This window comes from Anaerococcus murdochii, from assembly GCF_019957155.1.
GTDB lineage: Bacteria > Bacillota > Clostridia > Tissierellales > Peptoniphilaceae > Anaerococcus > Anaerococcus murdochii.
In genome coordinates, this window is record NZ_JAIPME010000002.1 from 478,723 (window position 1) to 504,924 (window position 26,202).

The following is a 26,202-nucleotide window of genomic DNA, read 5'->3' on the forward strand; positions in this document are numbered from 1 at the left end:
AATTGTTTTTAATTTATTCGAAAAGCCGACCTATAGGTTTATATAGTCTGTAAATACTGGGGTCATGCCGAGGTTCTTTAGGTCCTCAAAGGTTTCTGCAGTTGACCTTGCATCGTCAATTACAAATTGTTCATCACCCTCATCTTGACTTTCTTTTGACCTATGGCCAATTGATGTATCAACAGATGCTGAAATTTTTGTCGCAGCATAGTTTACGGCTAGGTTTCTAAAATCTTTTGACTCCCTGGTTGAAAGGGTGATTGATGCAAAAGGCAAAAACATCCTAATAGCAGCCATGATTTGGAAAAACTTTTTATCGTCAACTATGTTGAATTTTAGTGAATTATCTGCACCGTGGGTTGGTCTTATTCTTGGCAAAGAAATAGCGATTTCTGCGTAAGGGTATTTTTTCTGGATTTCGCTTGCGTGGATAGCAAGTTTAAAGGCTTCTTCTATTGGATCTCCAAGACCGAAAAGCGTTCCAAAACCAACTCCCCTAAAACCAGCCTGGAGGGCCCTTTCCTGGGTATCAAACCTATAGGAAAAACTCCTCTTGTGACCGTAAGGGTGGTAGTAATCGTAGGTTTCAGGATTGTATGTTTCTTGGAAAACTGTCACAAAATCCGCCCCTGCTTGTCTTAAAAGTTTGTAATCATCCACATTGGCAGGATAAACCTCGATGCCTATCACCTTAAAATACTTGCTAGCAATTTTACAAGCTTCGGCAATATATTCTATAGACGAAAACTTTTTAGATTCCCCAGTTAAGATTAACACGTCTTCAATACCTGTATCGGCAAGAGCCTTCATCTCAGCTTCGATTTCATCAAAGGTTAATTTGGCCCTTTTTATATCAGACTTGGCCCTAAAGCCACAATACCTACAGGAATTTTCGCAATAATTTGCTATATATATTGGAGAAAATAGACAAACATTGTTGCCAAAATATCTGATTCTTTTCTCCTTTGCCAAATCGGCTATGACCTCTAGGTATTCTCCTGCCTCATCGCTTAGGAGATTATAAAAGTCTCTTGGAGTAATACTTGATGACTCTAGGCTTGCCACCACATCAGCCTTGGTAACTTTTATATTTTTTACTTCTTCGTAGGATTTTTTCACCCTTTCTTTAATGTCTGAATCGATTATATCCATTCCTGGAAAATAATCGAGCACACTTTCTATATTCATATCAGTCAAAAAAGTCCCTTAGTGGTGAAGATGGGTCGGCACCTGATTGTAAAACTCTACCTGGTTTTGCAAGGTAAGCTAGCCTTCCACCTTCAATTCCTAGCTTGAAGGCCTTGGCCATCAAGTTTATATCGCTAGCAGAAGCTATACCTGTATTTGCCATAATAGCTGCAGCTCCCATTTCCATAGCTTCTGCAGCATGACTTGGCACACCAATTCCTGCATCGACAATAACTGGTAGGTCTATTTCGTCAATTATTATTTTTATAAAATCTCGAGTAGCTAGTCCCTTGTTTGAGCCAATTGGACTAGCAAGAGGCATGATTGCAGAAGCTCCTGCATCTCTTAAGTCCCTAGCAAAATTTAGGTCTGGATACATATATGGAAGAACTACAAAGCCTTCTTTGGCAAGAATTTCTGTTGCCTTTAGGGTTTCAACATTGTCTGGTAAAAGGTATTTTGAATCTCTCATTATTTCGATTTTTACAAAGTTTCCACAACCCATTTCCCTGGCAAGTCTTGAGATTCTAATAGCTTCGTCAGCATTTCTTGCACCTGAGGTGTTTGGGATGATAGTAACATCTTTTGGTATGTAATTTAAAATATTTGCTACATCTTTGGTATTTGCTCTTCTTAGAGCAACAGTAATCATTTGTGAACCTGCAGATTTGATAGCTGCATCAATTAATTCTGGCGAATATTTTCCAGAACCAAGGATAAACCTTGACTCAAATTTCTTATCTCCAAGTACTAAATAATCTTTATTTTCCATTTCTTTCTCCTATAATAATTTTAAGTGCTAAGAGTGCTTCTAAATTTGCTACAATTCCTATATAAGGTGCATATAAACCTTGTTCAGGACTTGATTTGAAGTCCCCAACCATGCTTATATTTTTTATTTTTTTCACTTTTATATCAGATAAATCTCCAAGACCCGAAAGACCTGATGCCATAATTAATTTTTTATCATCTTTTCCCAAAAAATATTCAAACACCATGCTTTTCATCTCTTTTTTGTCAAAGGCTTCGATGAAAATATCTGTTTTTCCTGAAATTTCAGCTAAGTTATCTTTTGTAATAAGAACTTCCTCGGCAAAAATTTTGTTACAGGGAACAGTTTCCTCAATTTTTTTCTTTATTTGAAAAACCTTTGATTTTCCCAAATCTTTTTGGTCATAGTTTTGCCTGTTTAGGTTCGATAATTCAACCTTATCGTAATCGTAGATATAAATTTCTCCAAGCCCACACCTGGCAAGGATCATGGCTATATTTGAACCAAGTCCCCCACAACCTAAGATTGAAACACTTGCTTTTTTGAGTATTTCATTAATTTCTGGGTCTTGTCTTTTTAAAATTTCATTTCTCATATCAACCCCCGCCAACAAAGGAAAAAACTTCCACTTTTGCCCCATCTTCTAAGATAAATTTATCAAAATCCACTTTTTTAACCAATCGGCAGTCAACTTCACAGGCCAAAAATCTGGGTCGTAGTCATTTCTTATTAAGAAATCCCTGAGATTTTCCCCCTCAAGGAAGAAAACCTCCTTGTCATTTACCTTAATCACTTACTCACCCCCTCAAAAAAAGGCACAAAAAGGACAACCATACCCGAGGTGGTATGCCCCTTTAGTGCCTAAGCATCTTTACTTAATTTTCTTTGCCCTTCTAGGAGAGGGAATTTTTCATTAAAAAAGACCCCTCCTAGGGGCCTTTAAACTCTTTTTCTAGCTTTCTTACGAAGGTCTTAACCTACAAGTTTAAAGGGTTGATGAATTCATCTCTCAGCTACTAGCACCCCTAGCTACTAATATTATAAGGCAAATTCCTAATAATTTCAATTTTATTTTTGACTAATATTTGCTTTTATTTTCAATATATTAAAATTGCCTATAAATTATTTATTTTTTTGTATTTCACATAGGCATTGGCCGTCATAAGGATGGCTGCAATTAAGATTAGCCACCAGACTTCCTTGCCTTTGGAGTATTGCAAATAAGCCAATACATAGACTAAAATCGCACTTGCTAGCGATGTATAAAATTCCAATTGGTCTAAATTATTTTTTCTCATCAATAACAGCCCTTAGGGTGTTCCAAGAAAGTAGGGCACAATTTACCCTTTGTGGCATATTTTGAATGTTCTTGAAGGCTATAGCGTCTTCTAATTCTTCAAGTTCTTCATCTGTCACATCTTCTCTTTTGATCATCCTTTGGTAGATGTCTGCCATTTTATCAGCCTGATCTATAGTTTTTCCAACCAGCATATCGCACATTACAGATGTGGCTGCCTGGCTAATGGCACAGCCGTCGCCTGTGAAGGCTGCGTCCACAATCTTATCTCCATCGAGTTTTAATTGCAAAACTATTTCATCACCACAAGATGGATTGTGGCCGTCTTCCTTGATGTCAGGGTCTTCTAGGTCATGCTTATTGGCTTGGTTTCTTGAATGATCTAGGATAATCTGACTGTATATTTCTTGCATATCCATTATAGTCCCATCACCTTTCTAACTTCTCTTAAGCTTTTTGCAAAGATTTCAACTTCTTCTTTTGTATTATAAATCGCAAAAGATGCCCTGGCTGTAGATGAGATTCCAAGATAGGTGTGTAGAGGCATGGCGCAATGGTGGCCACTTCTTACAGCTACATTCTTAGAATCTAGGATAGAAGCTATGTCGTGTGGGTGGACGTCATCGAAAGTAAAGGAAATTAGAGCCCCCTCCTCAACACTTGTCGGATGGACGATTTTGATATTTTCTATGTCCTTGATTAGGTCATAGGCATAGTGAGTTAATTCCATCTCATGGGCGTGGATTTTATCCATGCCGATTTGATCCACATATTTTATAGCTTCTATTAGGCCAATAACTCCACCAACATTTGGTGTTCCGGCCTCAAATTTTATAGGTGCCTTGGCAAAGGTTGAATAATCTTCATAGACATATTCTATCATATCTCCGCCCAAGTTAAAAGGTTTCATCTTATCAAGTAGGTCATATTTTCCATAAAGAATACCAATGCCCATTGGGGCATAGATTTTATGGCCAGAAAATACAAGGAAATCACAATCTAAGTCTGTGACGTCAATTTTTTTGTGGGCTACAAGTTGGGCTGCATCAACGATTGTGGTTGCTCCTACTTCTTTTGCCCAGCCAATTATTTTTTTTACATCAATAATTTCCCCAGTCACATTTGATGCACCGGTTATTGAAACTATTTTTGTTTTCTCATTAATCTTTGACTTTAAATCTTCATAATCAAGGGAATGATCGTCTTTTAAGTAGGCATAAACAAGCTTTGCCCCAGTGGCCTTTGCCACCATTTGCCATGGAACAAGGTTGGCGTGGTGTTCTAAGATTGTAATTAAAATCTCATCGCCCGCCTTTAAATTATCTAGTCCATAGGAATAGGCAAGAAGGTTCATTGCCTCTGTGGTAGTCTTTGTGTAGACTATTTCATTTCGAGACTTTGCATTTATAAATTTTCTAATTACTTCCCTACCATTTTCATAGGCTTCTGTAGCTACCCATGAAAGGTAGTGGGCACCCCTATGAGGGTTGGCGTTTTTATACCTATAATAATTGTCAACTGCTTCGATTACCTGTCTTGGCTTTTGGCTTGTGGCGGCTGTATCTAGGTAGATTACGTCCTTGCCGACCTTGGCCCCGTCAATATATGGGAAATCTTTTCTAATTTCTGCTACATCCATACTAATTCCTGCTATTTAGTTCGTGAACTTCGTCTGCTATTAACTTGCGAAGATCTTCGTCTTCAATCTTATCAAGAGCTGGGGCAAAATTTGCCTCAAGCATCATGGATTCTGCTTGTTTTTTGCTAAATCCACGGCTCATGATATAAAATAGCATTTCCTTATTCATCCTACCCACGCTTGCTGCGTGCTTGCCGGCTACTTCCCTTTCCTCATTAAGAAGGATAGGTGCAGACTTGTTAATAACCGCATCTGAAAGCATCATTGAATAATCTCCAATCTTGCCGTCAGCCTTGGTGCAACCACGTCTTAAATCGACAATACCCTTAAAGTTTTTAACAGCCTTATCTTTTAAAGCGCCATTAAAAAGGGTATTTGAATCTGTATTTATGCCAAAATGCTCATTTACAGCCATTAGGTCTAGGTATTCTTCCTTTGATTTAAAGTAAACACCATTTTCTACGACTTTGGCCTCTTCGCCTCTTAGGATATTTCTGATATTAACCATGGACTTTGTAGCTCCGATTTCAATATAAGTAATATCAAGCTCTGACCTGTCGGCAAGTCTAGTTGCGATTGAGTTTAGGTTGGTAGAGTCGTTTTTAAGGTCAACTACAACTACGAGTTTCACCTTAGAATCTTTCTCTAAATTAACTAGGATTTGAGAATTTATAAAAATCTTTCCCTGAGCAAGGTCTGCAAAATTAACTAAAAATGAAGAAGAAGTATTCTCTCTTGCGTTAATTTCAATGCTTGATACAAGGATGTTGTTTTCGTCGTTCATTTCTAAGTTTATAAATTCAGTTTCCCTATTTTTATCTATATCAAAACTTAAAAAGTGATTTCTAAAGTCTCTATTTTCCTTATTTATTTCTGGAGAAAGGCCGTAAGTTTCGCCTGAAAAGGCTGTTTGAACTTGGTTCTGGCCTTCTTTTACAGAATTTCCATAAAAAGGCTGGTTTTTAATTTCAACTAGGTCATAATCAGCCTTGTTTAGACCTAGGTAGGCCCAAGTTAAGGCCCTCATTTCATTTATTCTTGCCATCAGCCGTTCGCTCCTTCCAATTCCATATCAATCAAGTTATTCATTTCAACTGCATATTCAAGTGGTAGAAGTTTAGAAATCGGCTCAGCAAAACCTCTTACAATCATTGATTTTGCTTCATCTTCTGGAATACCCCTGCTCATTAGGTAAAATACCTGGCCTTGGTCAATTGAACCAATTTTTGCCTCATGGCCACAGTCGACGTCGTCATTTCTAATATCTAAAACTGGAATTGTATCTGATTGACTTTCTTCAGAAATCATGAGGTTTTCACAGTCTACAGTTGATCTAGAACCCTGGGAGTTCTTTCTCATTTCAACTAAAGAACGGGTCATGGACTTACCGTTTCCTGCAGTAATTGACTTAGTTAGGGCTGTTGAGTAGGTATTTGGGGCAAGGTGGATCATAGAACAACCGTTGTCTATATATTGACCGTCACCTGCAAAGGTAATACCAGTGTACTCAGCACTTGCTCCCTCACCAGCTAAAACTGATGTTGGATAAAGCATAGACACTTTTGAACCAAAAGATCCTGATACCCAAATCATCTTGCCGCCTTCTTGGATAATGGCACGCTTGGTGTTTAGGTTGTACATATTTCTTGACCAGTTTTCTATAGTAGAAAATCTAACTTCGGCGTTTTTGCCGACAAAAATTTCTACAGAACCTGCGTGAAGGTTAACCACGTTATATCTTGGCGCAGAACATCCCTCGATGAAGTGGACTCTTGAATTATCCTCAGCAATAATCATTGTATGCTCAAATTGGCCAGCTCCTGGGGCATTTAGCCTGTAATAAGATTGGAGTGGAATATCAACCTTAACTCCTTCTGGCACGTAAATTAGAGATCCGCCTGACCAAACAGCACCGTGGAGGGCTGCATACTTATGAAGTGTAGGGGGAATTGCCTTTTGGAAGTATTTCTTGACCAAATCTTCGTGTTCCCTAATAGCAGATGTGAAATCCATGAAAATTACACCTTGGTCTGATAAGTGTTTTTGGATAGAGTGGTAAACTTCCTCACTATCGTATTGGGCACCAACACCAGCAAGAGATTCTTGCTCAGCTTGTGGAATACCAAGTCTATCGAAGGTATCCTTGATGTCTTCTGGTAGGGCCTCCCAAGAGGATTTTTTATCTGTTGGTGGCTTGACATAGGTTGTAATATCAGCCATATCTAGCTCTGATAAGTCTGGACCCCAAGAAGGATTATCGATTTTCTCAAAAAGTTCTAGAGATTTAAGTCTTCTCTTTCTCATCCAATCTGGTTCGTTTTTCTTATCAGATATTTCATTTACAATATCAGCATTCAAGCCCTTTTCTGTAATATCTGAATATATAAATTCATTAAAGAAATCATAGTAACCGCGGTCTATGTCCTTTAATTGTTCTTCAATATTAATTTCTTTCATCTTACACCCATTCGTAGCCTTCAGCTTCAATCTTATCCATTAGGCTATCATCACCAGTTTCTTGGATTACACCATCTTTTAGGATATGAACATAATCAGCCTTGATATTTGATAAAATTTCCCTGTGGTGGGTAATTAAAATTACTGATTTTTCCCCATCTAGGAAATTTTTAATACCTTCTGAAACAATCCTTACCGCATCAACGTCAAGACCTGAATCTGTCTCATCAAGAAGGGCAAGTTTTGGATTTAGCATTTGCATTTGAAGGATTTCTGATTTCTTTCTTTCACCACCAGAAAAACCAACATTTACATACCTATTAGCATAGGAAGAATCTAGCTTAAGATTTTCCATTTCCTTGGTAAGTTTTTTGTTAAAGGCCAAAATTTTTGGCTTATCACCTGTGATTTGCTCTTCAGAAATTCTTAGAAAATCAGAAAGCTTAACACCAGGAATCTCATCTGGGTGTTGGAAGGACATGAAAATACCAAGTCTAGCCCTCTTATCAACGCTAAGATCTGTGATATCCTCACCCTCAAAGAAAATCTTTCCTTCCTTGATTGTATAGGCAGGATTTGCCATAATTGAGTTCATAAGGGTTGATTTACCAGAACCATTGGCCCCCATAACAACGTGGACCTCGCCCTTACCAACTGTCAAATTTATTCCCTTTAGTATATCCTTATCTCCAGCCGAAACGTGGAGATTTTCTATTTTTAATAAATCGCTCATTATCTACCTCTTTTATCTATTTTTCACTCTTTTTAAATCATACCTTTTTGCTAGGGATTATCAATAATCCCGCATTAATCAGCATACCAGAAAAAATAAAAAAAACGAGCCAGGGCTCGTTATTTATTATTATGCTAATATTCATTCAATTTATTTTCAACTAAATCGATAAGACTTTTTACAGCATCTTCTTCTTCGTCACCTTCTGCTCGAATAACTATCTCATCGCCTTTAGAAGCACTCATGCTCAGAACTGACATGATAGACTTAGCATTATAACTCCTCCCAGCTTTTTCAACAGTTATGTCACAAGGAAACTGGACAGCTTGTCTTATGAATATTGATGCTGGTCTAGCATGCAAACCAATTTCATTAGAAAGTGTTACTTTTTGTTCGTACATAGGGCCTCCTTTGTCAAATATTTATCACCTTATAATAGATGTTACTATAATTTCGAAATTTTGCAAACGATTTTTTGGTTAAATATCCAGGATATTTATGATTAGCTATTTATTAATGTATATTTTTTTATTTTTATTTATAATAATTTTATTTTTTCCCTGCGGGAATGGCATGGGTGGAATGTTTTTTTAGAATAATTCTGTGTAAGATTTTTTTAATTTTTAATTTATTTTTATTTTTTATTAAATTATTTTATTTAGAAAATTACTTGAGTCTCTTATACCAATATGAGTTATGTATTTAAATAAATTATTTTATTTACATAATCCCTTCGAAAATGGGGAGGCCCAGGGGAACGTTCCGTCGCTCTCGGCCGCTAGGGCAGGCTGTTCCCCCACCTGCCTCCCCAAACCCCTCTCGGCTACCCCCTCCGGCCGGCCCCTCGCGGGAGATATTGTGTTTGCCTTCGGCAAACTTTTGATACGGGGAATAACTTCGTATTGAATTACGTATATCTCCATAGATTTCTAATATTCAAGCCCCTAAAAACTGATAACTCGCTATCGCTCAGTCCTCAACGAGCCGGACGGGCTTGCCATCAGTTTTCTTTACGCAACCTTAGATTAGAAATCTTCGCTTGGTAAATAATAGAATTATTTTCTAAGTTCTAGATTTTGCAAGGCTCGTTTGGCTTTTTCCAAATTTTGTTTATTATTATCGTAAATCAGTCACTTTTTTTAAAGGTATTTTTCTCGTGCTTCTTATGGGTCACAAATTAATCATATCTTTCAAATTTTATTTTATAATCCGAGTAAAATCACTAGCCAGGCTTGGATTATGGATGCTATTGGAATTAGTAAAAATGGCATCAAGATAAAATGTTCTTTAATGGCCAAATGTTTCATCCAATTTCTAAATTCGTAGTCCTCATGCCCTTCTGTGCCTGGTATTACTATTTTATCCTTGTACTTTCCTTGGAACAAAAGTACATCCAACAAAAAGAAATCTCCTAAGTTTAATATTGTCCACTGAATATAACTCATCCAGAAAAGATCTCTAAGTCCTCTTATTCCTGTATGTAAAAGAGAGGTCACACCATATATAAATGCGATTCCTGAAATTATAATCGTAAGTATGAAATTTATTCTTTTCTCTTCTTTTGTCATCTTATCTGGAGCCGAATTTTGAATTGTCTTTGGATAAGAATCGAAGAAAAATCTTGGGTTAATCAGTACAAAAGCTGCTACTGCACCGTTAAAGATAGCAGCCATTGCAATCCCATCTAATATTGCTCGTGTTATATCCATAATATTCTCCTTGTTAATTATCCAAAAATAATTTTAGTTTCTTAGCGTATTCTTGAGGGTGTTCGTGAAGAAATTGTTTGTGGCCCATCCCGTCAAATACTTCTGTCTTCATTTGTGGAAAATACTCTCTCTAATAAAAATAAATTATCTATTACTCTTTATCTCCTAGGATGAAGTAATCGCAGTAGTCTCCTCCCTTGGCGATGGTTTCTTTTCTATGTAAAACTCCATGTTGAAGGCTTATCATTACATCGTCAAGCTCGCAAAATAGGGGCATTAATTCATCTACCCCGAGCTTCTTTGTATATGCACAAATGGGACAACGAGTAATCCTATAATAACAAGCACCCTCATAAGGTTGACCTTCAAAGTCAACCTTAAAAGAAGTTGGATAAAGTTTTTCTTTTTCCTCTGTATACCACTTGTAGTACTTAAGAACATTTTTCTTATTGGCCTCTTTTCCTATCTTAGTATTGAGGTTTATTAAAGAAAAATACCATTTGACAGAATAAAGAGAGCGACGCATCATTTCTTGAATTGTTTCTGGTGGAATTTTTTTCTCACTTGCTATATATGGAGCAACAAAGACAAGGGCGAACATCTCATTGTATGCCATTGGATTGTCATCGCCAATATCATCTGCCTCTTCTATTAGTTTTCGATAAATTATCTTACTCTTCTTAATAATTTCTGATGCATATCCTTTATCATATTTTTCTATTAGAACTTTCTTCATTGGACCTTTAAATAATAAGAAATAAAAACCTTTGTATTTCATCTTAAATACTCCATCAATTTTCTAAAATATTTTATAGCAATTTATATATAATTTTATTTTCTACCAATAAGAAGACTTGAGCCGTAAAGTCCTAAGAATAAGGCTTCTTTGTGATCCATAAAAAGACCCTTTGTTGTATCAATTAATTGCACATCTTGGTAGCCGTCCTTCTTAAGCTTTTCCATAAAATCATCCATATCTCCGTATCTTGACTTATTCATCAAGTCATGAATAACAAAAACTCCACCTTTTTTAAGCACACGAAATGTTTCTAGTAAAAGTTTTTGTTTATTTTGCCCCATTATATTGTGATAAACGTAGTTACTAGTCACTAGATCAAAACTTTCATCTGCAAATGGAAGATTCACTGCATTTCCTTCTTCAAATCTCACATTTTCTACTCCCTCAGCCTTTGCATTGTCCTGGCAGAGCTTCTTTGAAAATTCACTCTTGTATGACCCACTCCATATGTCACAACCCACCATAGTCGCTTTTGGATTTCTTTTTGCACAAGCTATGGTAAGTGCACCGCTGCCACAACCTACATCAAGTCCAAGTCCACCGTCTGGGATCTTTGCATACTCTGCGACGCCTTCTATAATAATTTTGGCGAGTTTTCTCTTACCCCTATAGTCAAAGGTTCGATACATGTGAGAAAGCATGATTGAAAAGAATAAAAGTATCAAGACTGCAAGTCCCAAAATAATTCCCCAGATAATCCTTTGCCTTCCTTGAAGAAAGAGGTCACTTGCACCAAATAAGATGAATAAAATAAGACATACTAGACTTTCAACAATCTTTGCCTTTAACAATCTTTTAGGAACCCAATTTTTGTAATCAGGTTTTACCTTCTTCTTATCAATAAAATTTTCTTGTTTCATAAAATTTTCTCCTGTAAATAATAATTCTATTCCCTTAATTCATAATCTTATAAATTCATATTAGTAAAGGTTATCAATAAGTATAAGTATTAAATAAAATATATTAGGTTAAACCAACCACCACGAACAATCATATGCAGTCCCTTTGGTAACCTCCCAGTAAGAGGAGTAAAGAGCAAAAGAAATATAGGTGTAAATAGGGCTTGCCATCATAATCATTAGGATCATAATATAAGGCCATGTCTCCCAAAAACATCAAAAATGAACCCAAAAGACCAATTAAGATACACTTGTATAAAGTCACAAATAAACACCTTCTTTTATTAAACGATATTGATTATCAATTTGATTATACCATATAACACAGTTTCCTTTCAATCGTATGATTTACTGGGTTCAAATACGCAAAAAAAGACAGCCCGAAGACTGCCGATACTTATCTCTCATCTCTCTAATTATAGTAAGTAAAGAATTTCACTAGAAATACGGAAAATATAAACACTGTAAATAAGAATCGTGAAATGTATAAATACCATACGAAAAATCATTAAGGTAAATCTTTCATGAATACCAATGGTTCTAAATATCTTTTAAATTTTTAAATAATCTCCCAGTTCTATAGACAGATTTAACAGGCCCTATTTTACAATTCAAAAATCTCATCTGCTACTTCATTTAAAAATTCTATATCATGGGAAACAATAAAAATTATTTTATCCTTATTTCTATATTTTTTGATTAATTCCGATATTTTCATCATATTGGAATAATCCATACCACTTGTAGGTTCATCGTAATAGACAAATGGAGAATCCTTACACATAAGAGATGCTATTGCAAGTCTTTGCTTTTGTCCTCCTGATAAACTCATCGGATGCCTTTCAATAAATTCGTCCAGGCCTAAATCTTTTAAAATGATTTTCGCCTTTTCTTCATCAAAATTCTTTACACCTAAGCTAAGCTCTTTGAATACTTCATCTGTAAATAATTGATGATTTACGTCTTGCATAACAAGTGAAGATTTTTTCAGCCTTTCTTTCTTGGATAGTTTTTCTCCTTTAAAATAAATCTCTTCTTTTGATATTTTCTCAAGACCTATTAAGCATCTCAAAAGCGTTGACTTCCCTCGTCCATTGGATCCTATTATGCCATAAATTTTTCCAAGCTTAAATGAGATGTCTGTTAAACTTAAATAGTCATCATCAGTAAATTTGTAGCTAAGATTTTTTATCTGATATTCTCCACCGTCTTTTAAATAAGGAACTTCTAATTTGCTTAATTCTTTATCCCTTAAACTTAAAGCGTTCAATTTATTTTTATCAAACTTTAAAAATTCACTTCTTGTATAAGTTTTTTTAAGTTTGCCTTTATCTATCAAAAATACACGATCAACTATGTCCATCAAATAATAAATTCTATGCTCTGCTACAATTATGCTTATGCCTTTTTCTTTTAGTATTTTAAGCATTTTTGTCAAAACACTTATGCTTTTAATATCCAAATTTGATGAAGGCTCATCCATAACTATAATCTTTGTGCCTGCTATATAAGAAGCTGCAATGCAAAGAATTTGTTTTTCACCGCCGGATAAATTAAATATATTTCTGTTCAAAAGATTTTTTATCGGGAATATCTCAAGCATATCACTTAAACGCTTGTCCATCTCTTCTCTTGCAAGTCCAATATTTTCTAAATAGAACAATAATTCTAATGTCGTATTTATATTGAAAAAATATGTCTTAGGATTTTGAAAAACAGTTGAGACAAGCATCGAAATTTGATAAAGTTCCAAAGCTTTTATATTTTTACCATCAATAAATATTTCACCCTTGATCTTTGCGTTATCATATCTTACAGCTAAGCCATTGATAGAATTTATTAAAGATGACTTACCGCTTCCGCTTTTTCCTGTAAATAGCACGCACTCTCCCTCGCCTATGGATAGCGATATATCATCTATTATATGGTCTTCGCCATAAGCAAGGCTTAAATTTTTAATTTCTACCATATTAAGCCTCCCACAATAAGTCCAGCAATTAATAAAACATAAACAAAGTCAATTAGCTGTATCTTTACACTGATATATCTGGTCTTGGCAATTGGATTTTCTATCGCCTTTGTTTCTGCTGCTTTTGCAATGTCATCTGCAATGTTTGAAGATATAATTAGTAGTGGTACTGAAACGTATTCAAGATATTTGATTGGGTTTTTAAAATTTATCCCCCTTACTCTCATAGCCATTTTGATGTTTTTCTTCTCCTCTTTAAAAGATGGGAAAAATCTAAACATAACTGCAATAGGTATGGAAAGATTTTTTGGAATTTTAAGCTTATCCATTGATGAAATTATTGTGCCTACGTCAGAAGTTTTTATCATGAAGCTAGCTGCCATAAATGGCAATAAAAACATTCTAAAGACTATAGGTATACTTAAAAACATCTTAATTATTGGGTTTAGTGTAGATAGAATCATAAAATTAGGCAAGGAGTAAAGTATTCCACATAAAACTATCCATTTGTAAACTGTTTTTTTATATCCATTCAAATAAAACAAAATTAAAAATATACAGACAATAGCTAGTTCAAAACGAATATTTATGCCATGCATTACTGTTAACCCTGTAAGGAATACTACTAATATTTTGCTGATCGGATTTGGATTAAATGGAGCATTTGAAGAAAAGGTAGGCATTATACAATGCCTGCTTTTTCAAAGTGTTTTTTCAATAGAGCCTTTCCTATATATGCCCCAATTATTCCTCCTATAAAAGCACCTAAGGCTACTAAAGCCATGTGAGGATATGTTATTAGTTTTTCTAGGGCTACTACATAGTCGTCTCCCATCATTTTGCAATGTTCTATATATACTTCTTTTGCCAAAAGCATTTGCATCATAGAGCTGCAAATCCATATGCAAAATACAGCGTAAGAAAGCATATTGTATTTAAAAGAATTGTAATTGCCAATCTTTCTAATTAATTCTGCTATTATCATTACTATAAGCGATAAAACTACAACTACATAAGTATGTCCAGCAGCAAACATCACAAGTGGTGATATCATACCAAATATAAATAACGCCCATGGTTTTTGAACCTTAGTCATAAATAACATAACTACAGTCCCTGCAATTATGCCCAAAACTGTTGGGTATATTAAAAACAATATTGGGACCATACCCATCATACCAACACCAAACATCAAGGCGAAATAAATTACGGCAAAAACACCGATACTTACTAAATCTTTTACTTTTAATTTTTTATTATCCATTTTATTACTCCTAATAAATAAATTCTTCTGCCATTTTTATTTTTCTTTTTATTTTATTTTTAATCATTTACATTCATATTCGAAAGAGCCTTTGCTTGCATTGCTAAACCTACCATTATCATAGTAAAATCTACAACTGGTTCTGTCCACCAAACAGCCCCTGCTCCAAATACTCTTGGTAATATAAGTAAGGCTGGAACAAGTAGTATTAGCTGTCTTAACATTACAATCATTCCAGCTTTTTTTCCATCCCCTATCGCTTGGAAAAAAGTTATTGTCATAATCATAATTCCATAAAGAATAAATACTGAATAGAACATTCTGAAATTATTAACTCCACTTGAAATTATATCCTGACTTACTTTAAATAAACCAAGTAACTGTTTTGAAAATACTTGTGCTGGTAACCAAAAAATTGCCGCAAGTACTGTTCCTCCTATAGAAAATATCTTCATAGTTTCCTTTACTCTATCGTATTGTTTTGCTCCAAAGTTTGTACCAATAATCGGCTGTAATGCCTGACTCATTCCCCAAATTGGTATAAATGAAAATCCATAAAACCTCAAAGTTGCAGACATTAATATTGCATTTGGATCTCCTCCATATCTAAAAGCTTGTCTATAAAGCAATGTTTGTTGAACCATGAAAAATACTTGCATGATCATAGCTGATACTCCTACTCCAAACATTTCCTTTGATATATCTTTTTCTTTTTTTATTTTCTTTATTTTTACATTTTCACTTTTACTCTTAAAATAATAAAGAGTAATAACCGCTTGAATTATTTGTGCTGTTACAGTTGCTATAGCTGCTCCCTCAATGGCATAATCACCCATTAATTTCATTAGTATTGGATCAAGAGCTATATTGATAAAGGCACCAAGTCCCATGATACTCATTGCTCTTTTCATAAGTCCTTCACCACGCATAACCATATTGGCTGACTGGGTAAAGTTTACAAAATTTGAGCCTAGAAATATTATTCTTAAATACCTTATGCCTAATCCCTTTATTTCTCCTGTTGCTCCAATTAAATCTAAAAAATATGGTCCTAGAAGTATTCCTCCTATTGTTATGATCGTTGAAAAAAATATAATCCAATAGATAAGATTTCCCATAAGCTTGTCTATAGTATCTTTATCACTCTTTCCCATGGCTCTTGATAAAATTGATGCCGAACCTATCCCTATAAGCGTTGCAATCCCATTATTAAAAAATGTAAGCGGCATAGCTATTGAGCAAGCCGCCATGGCATTCTCACCAATTATTTGTCCAGCAAATATTCCATCCATAAGTGGATATAGACCTATAACTACCATCCCAATTACTGCTGGTATAGATAATTGAAACATTAAAGACAATGGCTTCTTGGTCAACAACTGTTCTTTCATGTTTTGTTTCATTTTTAGTTCTTTCAATATATAAATTCTTCTGCCATTTTTGTTTTTTCTATTAAATTCTTGTAAACTTTTGATTTTTGTAAAAGCTCTTCATGTTTGCCTTCGCTTTCTACTCTTCCGTTTTCAAGAACTACTATCTTGTCTGCATTTTCTATGGATTTCATTCTATGTGAAATGATGACAACAGTTTTATCTTTAACTAAATTATTTAAGGACTCTTGAATCTTTTTCTCGTTGTCAACATCAAGGCTTGCTGCTATCTCATCTAAAATCAATATCGACGCATCTTTTAAGAAGGCTCTGGCTATTGATAATCTTTGTCTTTCTCCTCCTGATAGCTCAGCACCGTTCTCACCGATAAGTGTATCGAAACCCTTATCCATTTTTTCTATAAAATCTGTGCAGTTTGCAAGTTTTGCTGCTATTTTAACTTCTTCGTCACTTGCATCTTGCTTACCAATTCTAATATTTTCCATAACGCTTTGATTAAATAGAACGACATCTTGGAAAACTATTGATACCTTGTCAAAAAGGGATTCTGTTGATATTTCTTTTATATCCTTGCCATCGATTAAGATTTGTCCCTCGTCATAATCATAAAGTCTTGATATAAGTTTCAAGATAGTTGTTTTGCCACAGCCACTTGCTCCTACCAAAGCAGTAACCTCTCCCTGTTTAGCTTTAAAGCTTACACCGTTTAAAATTTTTGCATCTTTATTATAGGCAAATTCAACATTTTTTAGATCAATATCAAATTTTTTCAAATTATAGTCTTCGCCTTCTTGTAAATTTTGATTTTGAATTTCTTTTAGTCTTTCAATTTTTGGCGATAAATAAAATATCTCCATCATGCCTTCTTTAGATGCATCTAAAGAGTCTTTTAACTTTATAGCCGCTAGTAAATATCCTACAAGGTAGAGGACACTTATCTCTTTATTAATAATTAGATTTACGCCAACAAATATTACGACAGCAAGGGATATAAAGCTAAAAATAGATGAAAGTGACATAGTTAAAATAAGTCCTATCTCTGTCTTTAAGTGCACTTTTTCACTTTTATCCATTTTTTCATATAGCTTTTCTTTCATTTCCTCTGATAAGCCATAGGCTTTGATCTCCATTTGCATTTCGATATTTTCTTGAAAGCTTTCTGAGTTTTCTCTTAAGACGTCATAATATCTTTTTTGTCCCTTAACCTGATGTTTTTTAGATAGGGGTATAAATATAAAGCTTAATATCGTTGGAATAATTACAGCTAAACCCATCTTGACATTGCTCACTAGCATCATGATGGATATAAGTGGGAAGAAGAGTGCCATGCCACCCACTTTTGGTATTGCGTGGCTCATTGCATGTTCTATGCCTTCAATATCAGACATGATTGTTTGCGCTAGGTCTGAAATGTCATGTTTAGAAAAGTATGATAGAGGTAGTTTTGATAAATTCTCTGCTGTCCTTATTCTTAAATCCGCACTTTCTTGATATGTTGTGCTATATAATTTATCGTATTCGATAGAAAGCAGAATATACATTGCTATCAAAGTCAAAACTGAGAATGCTGTATAAAATCCATTGCTTTTATTGATATTATCTAAAACTTCCTGGGCAAAAATCATTAGTAACATGGCAGGAAGCATGTTTATACAGTAGACGAAAAATGAGGCCATTGTCGCTTTAGATAAATTTCTCGCTCCCTTATCTGTAAGAGCAAATCTTTTTTTATAAAACTCCTTCATTTGAAACCCTCCATTCATTCGCACTGTTAAAGAGTTCTTGCAGTCTCTTATACTTTGTATCACTTGACATTAATTCTTTGTCAGAACCTCTTTCTATAATTTTGCCACCATCCATAACAAGTATTTCATCAAGCTCTTTAATTGTAGATAGTCTGTGTGCAATCATGATAACTGTTTTACCCTTCATAAGATTCTTGAAAGCTTTTTGCAATTCAAACTCGTTATCTGGGTCAATAGATGCTGATGCTTCATCCATAATAATAATTTTAGAATCCTTTAAAATTGCTCTGGCAATTGCGATTCTTTGTTTTTCTCCACCAGATAAATAAACTCCTTTTGAGCCTATGATAGTGTTTTCTCTTTCTGGGAATTTGTCTAGTATCAAATCGCATCCTGCTAATTTTAAGGCTTTCATAACGTCATCTTTGCTCGCATCTTTATTAGCTAAAGCTACATTGTCATAAATACTTTTCTTGAATAATTTTGAATCTTGAAAAACAAAGGAAATGGCTTTAATTAAGGCTTCATCAGAGTATTCACTTATTGCTACGCCGCCTATCTTTATGCTTCCTTCATTAACATTGTAAAAACCCGATATAAGTTTTGCTACAGTCGATTTGCCTGATCCCGATGAACCGACTAGTGCATAGGACTTTCCTTCTTCTAATTTAAAGGATAAATTTTCAATAACAGCTTTATCGTTATAAGCAAAGCTTACATTGTCAAATTCTATATTGTAGTTTTTAAAATTATTGACATTGCCATGCATCAATTTGTCTTTTTGCATATCTTCGTAAATAGCCTCTAAAGTATCTACTGCATAATTACCTTGAGAAATGTACATAGAGTACCACATCATTCTCATAAATGAAACAAAAAGAACTCCTGATAAAAATAAAATCATGATAAGGTCAAGTAAAATCACCTTGCTGCTACCCAAGCTAGCAATAAAATAAACTATTGGAATGATTAAAATTGCAATCAGTCCAAAAAATAACCACTGATACAAAACATAAGGTTTTTTACAAGATAGTGAATAATCATAAGCATACTTCGAGTAATCTTTTATCGCCTTATAAAAGCTTTTAAATGATTCGACATTTGCTCTAAATATTTTTACAACCTGCATTCCTCTAACGTATTCAACAGTTTCAGCACTTAATTTAGATAGCGCTTCTTGGTATATCTTCATAAATTTTTGCTCGCCCATCATTGCTCCTAAAATTAAGCCGCCGATTATAGTAAGAGCAAGCAAGGTTATGCCAACTCTTATACTTACTATAAAACCAAGTGCAAGTACAAGTATAGGTGTAACTATTGCCTGAGAGCTATCTGGAATCATGTGAGCTACAACCTGATGAGTTTGTGCGGCATTGTCATCTATGATTTTTCTAATTTGACCAGAAGGATTCAAGTCAAAGAATCTAAAACTAGCTTTCTCTAACCCATCAATCCCCCTTTTCCTTAAATTTGTTTCAAGCCTAAATCCCAAGATGTGTGAAAACATTCCTGAAACACAATAAAATATCGCTCCACTTGTTAGTGTAATAACAGATTTTAATGCTAAGCTCTCTGCACCAGATAAATCTGAATTAATTATTAAATTATCCAGAAATTTGTAGATTAAATAAAATCCATATACTGTAAGTACAGCAGATATAGCAGAAAAAACTATAGCTAAAAATCCAAGATATTTTTTATCCTGTACATATGCAAATAGTTTTTTGTAAATCTTCATAATCATATCTCCTTTCTTTGATATCCCTTTTAGATATAAATCCTCATTATCAATAATAATTATCATTGTGTTTTTATTATACATTGGTTATAATTACTAATACAATGGTTTTTAATTAATAAGGCTAATTGGAATATTATCTAAAAGGGATAGGTGTATTATGACATATTACGATTTTGTAAAAGATTATATGAAAGTAGATGAATGTAAAAACAATAAGAAGTATTCAAGTGCAGGCCACACTTTTTGTTGGAGTAAAGAAGATTTAACTTATGCAGATGGCTTGTATTGGTTTTATGAAGGAGATGGATTTATTATTGATGTCCATGATTTTTATATCAGTGAAGAAGTAGTTCAAAATAATACCTATAGTATGGCAGATTATGCTTCAATATACACAAGCTACATAGTCAGCGCAAACGGCGAGAAATTCAGTCCTTATCAAACGCTTACCGCAAACTCATTATGCACACTTGATTTCGACAACATAAAAGATGACTTCCTATTTTTATTACACGAGAACTGTTATTATCTTGCCGTTTCGATTGGCTTTAAAAAGGAGCTAATAGAAAAACATTTAGCATCTATTAACATTAATCCGGAATCATTTTATTCATCTTTACTTCAACCGAATCAAATTATACTTACAAAGTCATTGGAAAAAGTGGCAATGGAAATCTTGAATTGCAAGATGGATGCCCCCGCCGCTGATTTTTTCTTCAAAGCAAAGGCAAATGAATGGGTAAGTATAGTTATTGACACATACTTAAATAGAAAAAAATATAAAATTGAGTCTGACGATAATAAAGCACTTGAAGATGTATCCAGATTTTTAGACGATCATTTCGCCATGAATGTAAATCAGGAAACCCTTGAAAAAATATCTAAAATGAGCGGAACTAAATTAAAAAATCTGTTCAAAGAAAAATATGGTCAAAGCATTACAGAATATACCCAAAGAAAAAGAATGAATGTAGCTGAAACTCTTCTCTTAAATACCCAACTGCCTATAAAAGAAATTGCAGAATCTGTTGGATATTCATCTGCTAGCAAATTTTCCATTTATTACAAAAGATACAAGGGAAAACTTCCCAGCGAAGTCCGTGGTTTGGCTTGCGACCATTACAATTTAAATTGTGATTGCTGTGATTAAACTATTTTTTTAAATTTATACGTATTTATTTTTAGACATTTGTATATGTGTATATAAATTTGATATTTAAAAAGTGAACAAAAAATAAAGGCAGTCCGAAGACTGCCGATATTTATCTCTCTGCACCTTTGCTATGGTCTTTCTTATTTGACTTAGCTTTATGTCTCTCTGAGCTAAGTCCTTTAAATTTATTAACCCTGCGAAAAATACAAATTCAAAACTATGAATCTTTCAACAATTAAGCTTTAGCTATGAGATTAATATCCACCCGTCAGCCTTTTTAGACCAATCTTCGTTGACATCAATAAGGATTGGATAAGACCCTCTAAGATATATATTAGGATGAAATAATAAATATTGTTTTAGTAAATTTTACACAATAATATAAACTTGACTTATTTTTATTCTTATGTATAACATTAATAATAATTAGAATCATTTTAAATTAGGAGGAAGAAATGACAAATTTAAACAAATATCTTGCAAATCTTGCAGTAATGAATATAAAATTCCATAACCTACATTGGAATGTAGTAGGCAGTCAATTTGTGGCTGTACATGAGTACCTTGAAGCTGAATATGATAAGGCTAGTGATAGACTTGATGAAGTTGCTGAGCTTATCAGAATGGCTGGGGAATTCCCAGTTGCTAATATAAAAGAATATTTAGAAATTTCTACAATCAAAGAGATTGAAGATTCTAAAGAAATATCTATTAAAGAGGCATTAGAAATAGTCCTATCTGACATAAAACTTCAAAAAGAACTCGCCCTAGAGATTAGAAAAGAAGCAGATGAAGCTGATAATTTCCCTGTAGCTAATGCCATGGAAGATCATATTGAAGACTACAACAAACAAATTTGGTTTGTAGAATCAAGTCTTAAATAGGCAAAATTAACTTTTGCAAAACTATGGATTGAATAATCCTTAATAATAAAATATACTGTAGGCCTTATTAAGGACTCTCCCCACAGAGTGAAAGAGTAAGGCTAAAAGGCCAAGCCCAGCGTGAGAAGGGTCTGTAAATAATTTTATGTATCAACTTAAATCCTAATAAAAGGGGAAGGATTGATACATTTTTTATGTATAGATATTTGTATTAGTGTATATAAATTTGATAAAAAACTAAATCGACTAGGCCTAGATAAACATCCCTAGTCAATTTAGTTTATCCAGTATCGTGTCCGATTTTAAATTGTACAAATAGGTGTTGATAATCCACTAGACCCTGTAGGGAAATTCACCCTAGCATTAAAATATGCCCATCATAGAAAAAACCACCCTCTTTAATACCAGGGTGGTTTTAACTTTTCTCTTAGATTCTTTCTAATAGTTCTATTAAGAATTTAAAGTTATTTGCTATTGATTTTATATTTACTCTTTCTTCTGGGCTGTGGGCGCCTTGGATTTCTGGGCCGAAGGATATCATTTCGGTGTCTTTTAGGGTTTTCTTGAAAAGTCCGCATTCTAGGCCGCCGTGGGTGGTGGCGATTTGCATTTCATCTCCGTGGACATCTTTCCAAACTTCTTTGGCAAGATCAATTATTGGGCTATCTTCTCTTTGCCAGCCTGAATATTCGCTGGTGATTTCTGCCCTTGCTCCGAATTTTTCTACGATTTTCTTTGAAATGGCTGCCTTGTAGAATTTTTGAGAGTCGATTTCTGATCTAAACATTGATGAAATCCAGATTACATTTTCTCTATCTTCGATTAGGCCTAAGTTTGAGCTTGTTACTATTGAATCTCCAACTTTTTTGTATAGGCCATCTGGGATTACAAATAAGAGGTCGATTATGTTTTTAGATAGGTCTTTTGTGAGAACTTCTCCATCAAATGATGCATCTTTTACCCAAATTTCCCCATTTGGATCAACGTCTTTATATTCGTTTTTAACTTCTCTTATTCTTTCTTCTATAAGTTTCATTGCTTCTTCTTTGTTAGGAACAGAAACAACAGCCTTTGCAGAAGATGCGATTGCATTTCTCTTTACACCACCATTTATTGTAGCGATTTGTAGGCCTTCTATGCCTTCTAAGAGTCTTCCTAAGGTTTTATTAGCATTTATCCTAAATTCATCAATTTCCATACCTGAGTGGCCGCCTGCAAAGCCCTTTAGGCCAACTTCTATAAAGTCACCTTCTGCTTTTTCGAATTTCTTATCAAATTCGATTTCAAGGTCAAGTCCGCCTGCACAGCCTACTGTAAGGATTCCCTCTTCTTCAGAGTCGATATTTACAAGATATTTGGCTGTAATTTGAGAAAGGTCAAGCTTGCCAGCTCCTCCCATTGATGTTTCTTCTTCAGTTGTGATTATTGCTTCGATTGGGCCGTGTTTTAGGCTATCGTCATCTAAGACTGCCAAAATAAAGGCAACGCCAATTCCGTCGTCAGCACCAAGAGTTGTCCCATCTGCCGTAATCCAGCCATCTTCTTCTAATAATTTGATTGGGTCTTTTTCAAAGTCGTGGTCGGATCCTTCAACCTTAACACAAACCATATCCATGTGGCCTTGGAGGGCAACAATTGCGTGATCTTCGTAGCCTTCGCTTGCTGGTTTTCTAATAATTACGTTTAGGGCCTCATCTTGAACGACTTCTAAATTTCTTTCCTTGGCAAAGTTTACCAAAAAGTCAGAAACTTCTTGTTCATTGCCAGATTCTCTAGGAATTTTTGCAAGTTCCTTAAAATATTTTAAAACTTGGTCAGAGTAATTCATTTTTATCTCCTTATCTCTTTTATAAGCTCATTTTTGGCGGACAGATTATTTTCAAAATCCTGGTAATAATCTCTGAGATTTCTTGGATTTCTGAATTTTTTCCCAGAAATCATTTTGGAATTGGCATTCATGCCCAGGCCTAAAATTGAGCCGATTTCTTCATTAATAATTACATTATACCTCTGGGCTGTATTATTTCTTTGATAACCCACGTTTTCTAGGTTGGAAATTATATTTTTTTGCCTATACAAATAGTAAGGCTGGTAGGAATTTTCCTTGGTGAAATTTTCAATATCTTTCGCTATTTTTAGGGAATCCGACCTCTGACCGGTCTTACCCGCTTCATTATACTTAGAACCTGATTTTATGGCGAGGGCATGAAAAGTAATATTGTCTGGAAGAAGATTTTTTAAAATGTCAAAATTTTTGGCAAAATCATCTGCACTTTCTCCCTCAAGACCCACTATAAAGTCCATATTTACAATAAAATCCAAGTCCTTGGCGGTCTTATAAATATCTAGAAAATGGTCCATATCAATATCCCTGTTTAGATTTTTCAAAATTTCTCTATTAAAGGTTTGAGGATTTAGGGATATCCTAGAGACCCCGCCAGCCTTTAGAATTTTAAGCTTTTCGTAATCAAGTGTATCTTCCCTGCCCGCTTCGAAGGTAAATTCCTTGTAGGAAAATTTCTTATTTACGGCTGCTAGAATTTTTTCAATTTGGGATCCTGTCAGATAAGATGGAGTCCCGCCTCCTATGTAGATGGCATCAAGCTTTTCTGGTAAATTTATCCCCTCAATTTCCTTGATTAGATAATCCACATAGGTCCCCTTGTCGTGGTGGGCACCAATCAAAGTCGGATAGGAACAATAATCGCACCTAGTCGGGCAAAAGGGAATGTTGATATATAGGCTAAAATCGTCTAGACAAATGTCTAGCCTAGCCTGGTTTTCGGAAACTTTTTCCAAAAGTTCTAGTTTCTCATCTGACAATTTATAAATAGATTTAATTTCCCTAAGGCTTTTATTTTTCAAAAGTTTTGACGGTTTTGACCCCGTTAGAGTCCCCCAAGGCGACTCGTAACCAGTTTTTTGAGCCAAAAAGTCGTAGAGAAGAACTTTTAATTCTTGGTTGGTTTTATAAGAAAAATCTTTTCCGGAAATATTTACCAAATTATCTTTAATTTTAATATGAGCCTCATTTTCTTCTTCCACAAAATTAATCTCCTCGTGGTCTAGGAAAATATTCAAAATATCATAGGCTATTTTTCTCTTATTTTCATCTTCAAGGTATATTTTCATCTTGTCCCCACAAATTTTTCAAGCAAAAAAGGGCCTAAGCCCCTTTTTATTCTGCCTTTAGGAAGTTTTCCGCCCAGGCCCTGTCTACTAATAAGTTCATGTCTTTTTTGATCAAATCTCCATAATTATTTACGATTGTATCATAAAGAATGTCGGAAAACTCAAGTCTAAGTCCCACATTTAGGACGGTTTCCAAATAAAATTCCTTATCTTCTGTAAATATAAAGTCCTTAATTTGTTCTGGCTTATAGGCGAAATCTTCACTGTTAATTAGGAAATATTTCATAAGCTCGATTACCTTATCATCAAGGCCCATCTCTAGAATATTGATTTTTTCTCTAAGAGCCTTGTAATCGTAAGTTAATCTTAGGGTATGTTTAATAAGTTCGTCTTTACGGCTAGCCCCTATAAGGCCTAGACCTGTTGAAAAAGCAAGCCTTGCCTTTTTGTCCACAAAGGCCGGGTCGTTTACAACCATAAAAAGATTGACCTCATCTGTGTAGGCGAAGCGATAGTTTAGGATAAAATCATTTTCGCAATCAGGACAAGTTATAATCGCAAAATTACCCTTTATAATCTTCTCCCTGTCTTCTCCCAGCGCAAAAATCGCTGTTGGCAGAGTCTTTTCAAAGTTGTGACCGCACTTAGGGCAGGTTATTTTATATACTTTTTCTCTTCTTTCCATATCAAACCTTTCTCTTTTCTTAAGCTTAATTTATATTTACCCAAAAACTAGGCTTAGTCTTCAAATTTTACAGCCTTAAGAAGAGGAATGGCTAAAATAGTTGCTACAATTACAGAAATAACTGCATTTACCATTGAAACTGATCCTTTCTGGATGACTTCTGCCATGGTTGCTTCCATAGTAAGTCCTAGGACCATTCTGTTTTTGATAAAGGTCTTTGCTAGGTATAAGATTACGTAGGTAATTTGTCCTAGGGCACTTGCAATGACAAGCTTTGGTGTATTTACAACCTTATCTCTTTTTCTGTAGATCATTCCTGCAACAAAGGCCATGGCGAACTTTGTGATGAAGGTGATTGGTGCGCTTGTAAAATATACCGGATCAAATAAATCAAATAGCGCAGAACCCACACCTGCTGAGATACCGCCATAGACTGGTCCTAATAAAAGACCGCCAAGTAGGCAAAATACATTTCCTAGATGGAACCTAGTTTGACCAAGAGGGGTCACTATAGGGATTTGGAAAAATCTTGAAAATATGTATACCAAAGCCGCAAAAAGCGCCATATATACAAGTTTCTGTGTGCTTAGTTTTTTCATTCTAACTCCTTTTTCTTTTCTAACATTACGTCCAACTCATTATACCATAAATTGGTGAATTGTGAAAATTTTATCTAAATAATTCTCACTTGAAAATCAAAATCGGGACCAAGGATAATAAATTTAATGAATTATCAAAGCCCAAA

At 34.6% G+C, this 26,202-nt stretch carries 27 protein-coding genes and 1 riboswitch; of the genes, 2 read left to right on the forward strand and 25 right to left on the reverse strand.

Annotated features, from left to right (window positions below):
* Positions 1 to 30: 30 nt before the first annotated feature.
* The 21 genes from thiH to K8P03_RS02765 form a co-directional block, all read right to left on the reverse strand.
* Positions 31 to 1,188: a 2-iminoacetate synthase ThiH gene (gene thiH / locus K8P03_RS02665; RefSeq protein WP_223420680.1), complete on the reverse strand. Its 1,158-nt coding sequence runs from the start codon at positions 1,186 to 1,188 to the stop codon at positions 31 to 33.
* A 1-nt stretch (position 1,189) separates the two neighbouring features.
* Entirely contained in the window at positions 1,190 to 1,960 is a 771-nt protein-coding gene (locus tag K8P03_RS02670) for a thiazole synthase (RefSeq protein ID WP_223418106.1), read from the reverse strand.
* Entirely contained in the window at positions 1,950 to 2,555 is a 606-nt protein-coding gene (gene thiF, locus K8P03_RS02675) for a sulfur carrier protein ThiS adenylyltransferase ThiF (RefSeq protein WP_223418107.1), read from the reverse strand. The genes K8P03_RS02670 and thiF overlap by 11 nt, the downstream gene beginning before the upstream one ends.
* A gap of 1 nt (position 2,556) precedes the next feature.
* Positions 2,557 to 2,628: a hypothetical protein gene (locus K8P03_RS02680; RefSeq protein ID WP_223420681.1), complete on the reverse strand. Its 72-nt coding sequence runs from the start codon at positions 2,626 to 2,628 to the stop codon at positions 2,557 to 2,559.
* Positions 2,604 to 2,753 carry a hypothetical protein gene (locus tag K8P03_RS02685; RefSeq protein ID WP_223420719.1) on the reverse strand — a complete coding sequence of 50 codons (150 nt, stop codon included), beginning with the start codon at positions 2,751 to 2,753 and terminating at the stop codon, positions 2,604 to 2,606. Before K8P03_RS02685 ends, K8P03_RS02680 begins: the two co-directional genes overlap by 25 nt.
* 148 nt (positions 2,754 to 2,901) lie before the next feature.
* A riboswitch (TPP riboswitch) is annotated at positions 2,902 to 2,997 on the reverse strand.
* 78 nt (positions 2,998 to 3,075) lie between these two features.
* Positions 3,076 to 3,258 carry a hypothetical protein gene (locus tag K8P03_RS02690; RefSeq protein ID WP_223418108.1) on the reverse strand — a complete coding sequence of 61 codons (183 nt, stop codon included), beginning with the start codon at positions 3,256 to 3,258 and terminating at the stop codon, positions 3,076 to 3,078.
* Complete coding sequence (sufU, locus tag K8P03_RS02695; RefSeq protein ID WP_223418109.1) at positions 3,245 to 3,676, reverse strand: Fe-S cluster assembly sulfur transfer protein SufU; 432 nt, start codon at positions 3,674 to 3,676, stop codon at positions 3,245 to 3,247. The genes K8P03_RS02690 and sufU overlap by 14 nt, the downstream gene beginning before the upstream one ends.
* Positions 3,676 to 4,896, reverse strand: a complete 1,221-nt coding sequence (locus tag K8P03_RS02700; RefSeq protein WP_223418110.1) for an aminotransferase class V-fold PLP-dependent enzyme — start codon at positions 4,894 to 4,896, stop codon at positions 3,676 to 3,678. Before K8P03_RS02700 ends, sufU begins: the two co-directional genes overlap by 1 nt.
* A gap of 1 nt (position 4,897) precedes the next feature.
* Positions 4,898 to 5,941: a SufB/SufD family protein gene (locus K8P03_RS02705; protein ID WP_223418111.1), complete on the reverse strand. Its 1,044-nt coding sequence runs from the start codon at positions 5,939 to 5,941 to the stop codon at positions 4,898 to 4,900.
* Entirely contained in the window at positions 5,941 to 7,353 is a 1,413-nt protein-coding gene (sufB, locus tag K8P03_RS02710) for a Fe-S cluster assembly protein SufB (RefSeq protein ID WP_223418113.1), read from the reverse strand. Before sufB ends, K8P03_RS02705 begins: the two co-directional genes overlap by 1 nt.
* A gap of 1 nt (position 7,354) precedes the next feature.
* Positions 7,355 to 8,086, reverse strand: a complete 732-nt coding sequence (sufC, locus tag K8P03_RS02715; protein ID WP_223418114.1) for a Fe-S cluster assembly ATPase SufC — start codon at positions 8,084 to 8,086, stop codon at positions 7,355 to 7,357.
* Between the two features lie 134 nt (positions 8,087 to 8,220).
* The gene (locus tag K8P03_RS02720; protein ID WP_223418115.1) at positions 8,221 to 8,487 is read right to left on the reverse strand and encodes an HPr family phosphocarrier protein; all 267 of its coding nucleotides are present in this window, start codon (positions 8,485 to 8,487) and stop codon (positions 8,221 to 8,223) included.
* Between the two features lie 801 nt (positions 8,488 to 9,288).
* Positions 9,289 to 9,795: a hypothetical protein gene (locus K8P03_RS02725; RefSeq protein WP_223418116.1), complete on the reverse strand. Its 507-nt coding sequence runs from the start codon at positions 9,793 to 9,795 to the stop codon at positions 9,289 to 9,291.
* A 151-nt stretch (positions 9,796 to 9,946) separates the two neighbouring features.
* Complete coding sequence (locus K8P03_RS02730) at positions 9,947 to 10,573, reverse strand: L-2-amino-thiazoline-4-carboxylic acid hydrolase (protein ID WP_223418117.1); 627 nt, start codon at positions 10,571 to 10,573, stop codon at positions 9,947 to 9,949.
* Positions 10,574 to 10,626: 53 nt separating this feature from the next.
* The gene (locus tag K8P03_RS02735) at positions 10,627 to 11,454 is read right to left on the reverse strand and encodes a class I SAM-dependent methyltransferase (RefSeq protein WP_223418118.1); all 828 of its coding nucleotides are present in this window, start codon (positions 11,452 to 11,454) and stop codon (positions 10,627 to 10,629) included.
* A 643-nt stretch (positions 11,455 to 12,097) separates the two neighbouring features.
* On the reverse strand, positions 12,098 to 13,462 hold the full coding sequence (locus K8P03_RS02740) for an ABC transporter ATP-binding protein (protein WP_223418120.1): 1,365 nt from the start codon (positions 13,460 to 13,462) through the stop codon (positions 12,098 to 12,100).
* On the reverse strand, positions 13,456 to 14,145 hold the full coding sequence (locus tag K8P03_RS02745; protein WP_223418122.1) for an energy-coupling factor transporter transmembrane component T family protein: 690 nt from the start codon (positions 14,143 to 14,145) through the stop codon (positions 13,456 to 13,458). The genes K8P03_RS02740 and K8P03_RS02745 overlap by 7 nt, the downstream gene beginning before the upstream one ends.
* Positions 14,145 to 14,726: an MptD family putative ECF transporter S component gene (locus K8P03_RS02750; RefSeq protein ID WP_223418124.1), complete on the reverse strand. Its 582-nt coding sequence runs from the start codon at positions 14,724 to 14,726 to the stop codon at positions 14,145 to 14,147. Before K8P03_RS02750 ends, K8P03_RS02745 begins: the two co-directional genes overlap by 1 nt.
* 59 nt (positions 14,727 to 14,785) lie before the next feature.
* Positions 14,786 to 16,129, reverse strand: a complete 1,344-nt coding sequence (locus K8P03_RS02755) for an MATE family efflux transporter (protein ID WP_223420682.1) — start codon at positions 16,127 to 16,129, stop codon at positions 14,786 to 14,788.
* A gap of 11 nt (positions 16,130 to 16,140) precedes the next feature.
* Complete coding sequence (locus K8P03_RS02760; RefSeq protein WP_223418126.1) at positions 16,141 to 17,862, reverse strand: ABC transporter ATP-binding protein; 1,722 nt, start codon at positions 17,860 to 17,862, stop codon at positions 16,141 to 16,143.
* The gene (locus tag K8P03_RS02765; RefSeq protein ID WP_223418127.1) at positions 17,846 to 19,600 is read right to left on the reverse strand and encodes an ABC transporter ATP-binding protein; all 1,755 of its coding nucleotides are present in this window, start codon (positions 19,598 to 19,600) and stop codon (positions 17,846 to 17,848) included. The genes K8P03_RS02760 and K8P03_RS02765 overlap by 17 nt, the downstream gene beginning before the upstream one ends.
* Positions 19,601 to 19,760: 160 nt before the next feature.
* Between K8P03_RS02765 and K8P03_RS02770 the strand changes: the two genes are divergently transcribed.
* Both K8P03_RS02770 and K8P03_RS02775 read left to right on the forward strand, forming a co-directional pair.
* Positions 19,761 to 20,753, forward strand: a complete 993-nt coding sequence (locus tag K8P03_RS02770) for a helix-turn-helix domain-containing protein (protein ID WP_223418128.1) — start codon at positions 19,761 to 19,763, stop codon at positions 20,751 to 20,753.
* A 458-nt stretch (positions 20,754 to 21,211) separates the two neighbouring features.
* Positions 21,212 to 21,640: a Dps family protein gene (locus tag K8P03_RS02775; protein ID WP_223418129.1), complete on the forward strand. Its 429-nt coding sequence runs from the start codon at positions 21,212 to 21,214 to the stop codon at positions 21,638 to 21,640.
* Positions 21,641 to 22,067: 427 nt separating this feature from the next.
* On the opposite strand, the gene pepD is transcribed toward K8P03_RS02775, so the two are convergent.
* Genes pepD through K8P03_RS02795 form a run of 4 tightly spaced genes read right to left on the reverse strand, consistent with a single transcriptional unit; the run spans position 22,068 to position 26,056 of the window.
* Positions 22,068 to 23,468, reverse strand: coding sequence for a beta-Ala-His dipeptidase (gene pepD, locus K8P03_RS02780; protein WP_223418130.1), 1,401 nt, complete (start codon positions 23,466 to 23,468; stop codon positions 22,068 to 22,070).
* 2 nt (positions 23,469 to 23,470) lie between these two features.
* Positions 23,471 to 24,772, reverse strand: a complete 1,302-nt coding sequence (locus K8P03_RS02785) for a radical SAM protein (RefSeq protein ID WP_223418131.1) — start codon at positions 24,770 to 24,772, stop codon at positions 23,471 to 23,473.
* Positions 24,773 to 24,818: 46 nt separating this feature from the next.
* A complete protein-coding gene (locus tag K8P03_RS02790) occupies positions 24,819 to 25,457 on the reverse strand; it encodes a CpXC domain-containing protein (protein WP_223418133.1) in 639 nt (212 codons plus the stop codon).
* Between the two features lie 53 nt (positions 25,458 to 25,510).
* Positions 25,511 to 26,056: an ECF transporter S component gene (locus tag K8P03_RS02795; protein WP_223418135.1), complete on the reverse strand. Its 546-nt coding sequence runs from the start codon at positions 26,054 to 26,056 to the stop codon at positions 25,511 to 25,513.
* Positions 26,057 to 26,202: the final 146 nt, after the last annotated feature.

Bases quoted from the DNA above. Each gene is read 5' to 3' on its own strand.
- thiH (WP_223420680.1), bottom strand. From the start codon at position 1,188: ATGAATATAGAAAGTGTGCTCGATTATTTTCCAGGAATGGATATAATC.
- K8P03_RS02670 (WP_223418106.1), bottom strand. From the start codon at position 1,960: ATGGAAAATAAAGATTATTTAGTACTTGGAGATAAGAAATTTGAGTCA.
- thiF (WP_223418107.1), bottom strand. From the start codon at position 2,555: ATGAGAAATGAAATTTTAAAAAGACAAGACCCAGAAATTAATGAAATA.
- K8P03_RS02690 (WP_223418108.1), bottom strand. From the start codon at position 3,258: ATGAGAAAAAATAATTTAGACCAATTGGAATTTTATACATCGCTAGCA.
- sufU (WP_223418109.1), bottom strand. From the start codon at position 3,676: ATGGATATGCAAGAAATATACAGTCAGATTATCCTAGATCATTCAAGA.
- K8P03_RS02700 (WP_223418110.1), bottom strand. From the start codon at position 4,896: ATGGATGTAGCAGAAATTAGAAAAGATTTCCCATATATTGACGGGGCC.
- K8P03_RS02705 (WP_223418111.1), bottom strand. From the start codon at position 5,941: ATGGCAAGAATAAATGAAATGAGGGCCTTAACTTGGGCCTACCTAGGT.
- sufB (WP_223418113.1), bottom strand. From the start codon at position 7,353: ATGAAAGAAATTAATATTGAAGAACAATTAAAGGACATAGACCGCGGT.
- sufC (WP_223418114.1), bottom strand. From the start codon at position 8,086: ATGAGCGATTTATTAAAAATAGAAAATCTCCACGTTTCGGCTGGAGAT.
- K8P03_RS02720 (WP_223418115.1), bottom strand. From the start codon at position 8,487: ATGTACGAACAAAAAGTAACACTTTCTAATGAAATTGGTTTGCATGCT.
- K8P03_RS02725 (WP_223418116.1), bottom strand. From the start codon at position 9,795: ATGGATATAACACGAGCAATATTAGATGGGATTGCAATGGCTGCTATC.
- K8P03_RS02730 (WP_223418117.1), bottom strand. From the start codon at position 10,573: ATGAAATACAAAGGTTTTTATTTCTTATTATTTAAAGGTCCAATGAAG.
- K8P03_RS02735 (WP_223418118.1), bottom strand. From the start codon at position 11,454: ATGAAACAAGAAAATTTTATTGATAAGAAGAAGGTAAAACCTGATTAC.
- K8P03_RS02740 (WP_223418120.1), bottom strand. From the start codon at position 13,462: ATGGTAGAAATTAAAAATTTAAGCCTTGCTTATGGCGAAGACCATATA.
- K8P03_RS02745 (WP_223418122.1), bottom strand. From the start codon at position 14,145: ATGCCTACCTTTTCTTCAAATGCTCCATTTAATCCAAATCCGATCAGC.
- K8P03_RS02750 (WP_223418124.1), bottom strand. From the start codon at position 14,726: ATGGATAATAAAAAATTAAAAGTAAAAGATTTAGTAAGTATCGGTGTT.
- K8P03_RS02755 (WP_223420682.1), bottom strand. From the start codon at position 16,129: ATGAAACAAAACATGAAAGAACAGTTGTTGACCAAGAAGCCATTGTCT.
- K8P03_RS02760 (WP_223418126.1), bottom strand. From the start codon at position 17,862: ATGAAGGAGTTTTATAAAAAAAGATTTGCTCTTACAGATAAGGGAGCG.
- K8P03_RS02765 (WP_223418127.1), bottom strand. From the start codon at position 19,600: ATGAAGATTTACAAAAAACTATTTGCATATGTACAGGATAAAAAATAT.
- K8P03_RS02770 (WP_223418128.1), top strand. From the start codon at position 19,761: ATGACATATTACGATTTTGTAAAAGATTATATGAAAGTAGATGAATGT.
- K8P03_RS02775 (WP_223418129.1), top strand. From the start codon at position 21,212: ATGACAAATTTAAACAAATATCTTGCAAATCTTGCAGTAATGAATATA.
- pepD (WP_223418130.1), bottom strand. From the start codon at position 23,468: ATGAATTACTCTGACCAAGTTTTAAAATATTTTAAGGAACTTGCAAAA.
- K8P03_RS02785 (WP_223418131.1), bottom strand. From the start codon at position 24,772: ATGAAAATATACCTTGAAGATGAAAATAAGAGAAAAATAGCCTATGAT.
- K8P03_RS02790 (WP_223418133.1), bottom strand. From the start codon at position 25,457: ATGGAAAGAAGAGAAAAAGTATATAAAATAACCTGCCCTAAGTGCGGT.
- K8P03_RS02795 (WP_223418135.1), bottom strand. From the start codon at position 26,056: ATGAAAAAACTAAGCACACAGAAACTTGTATATATGGCGCTTTTTGCG.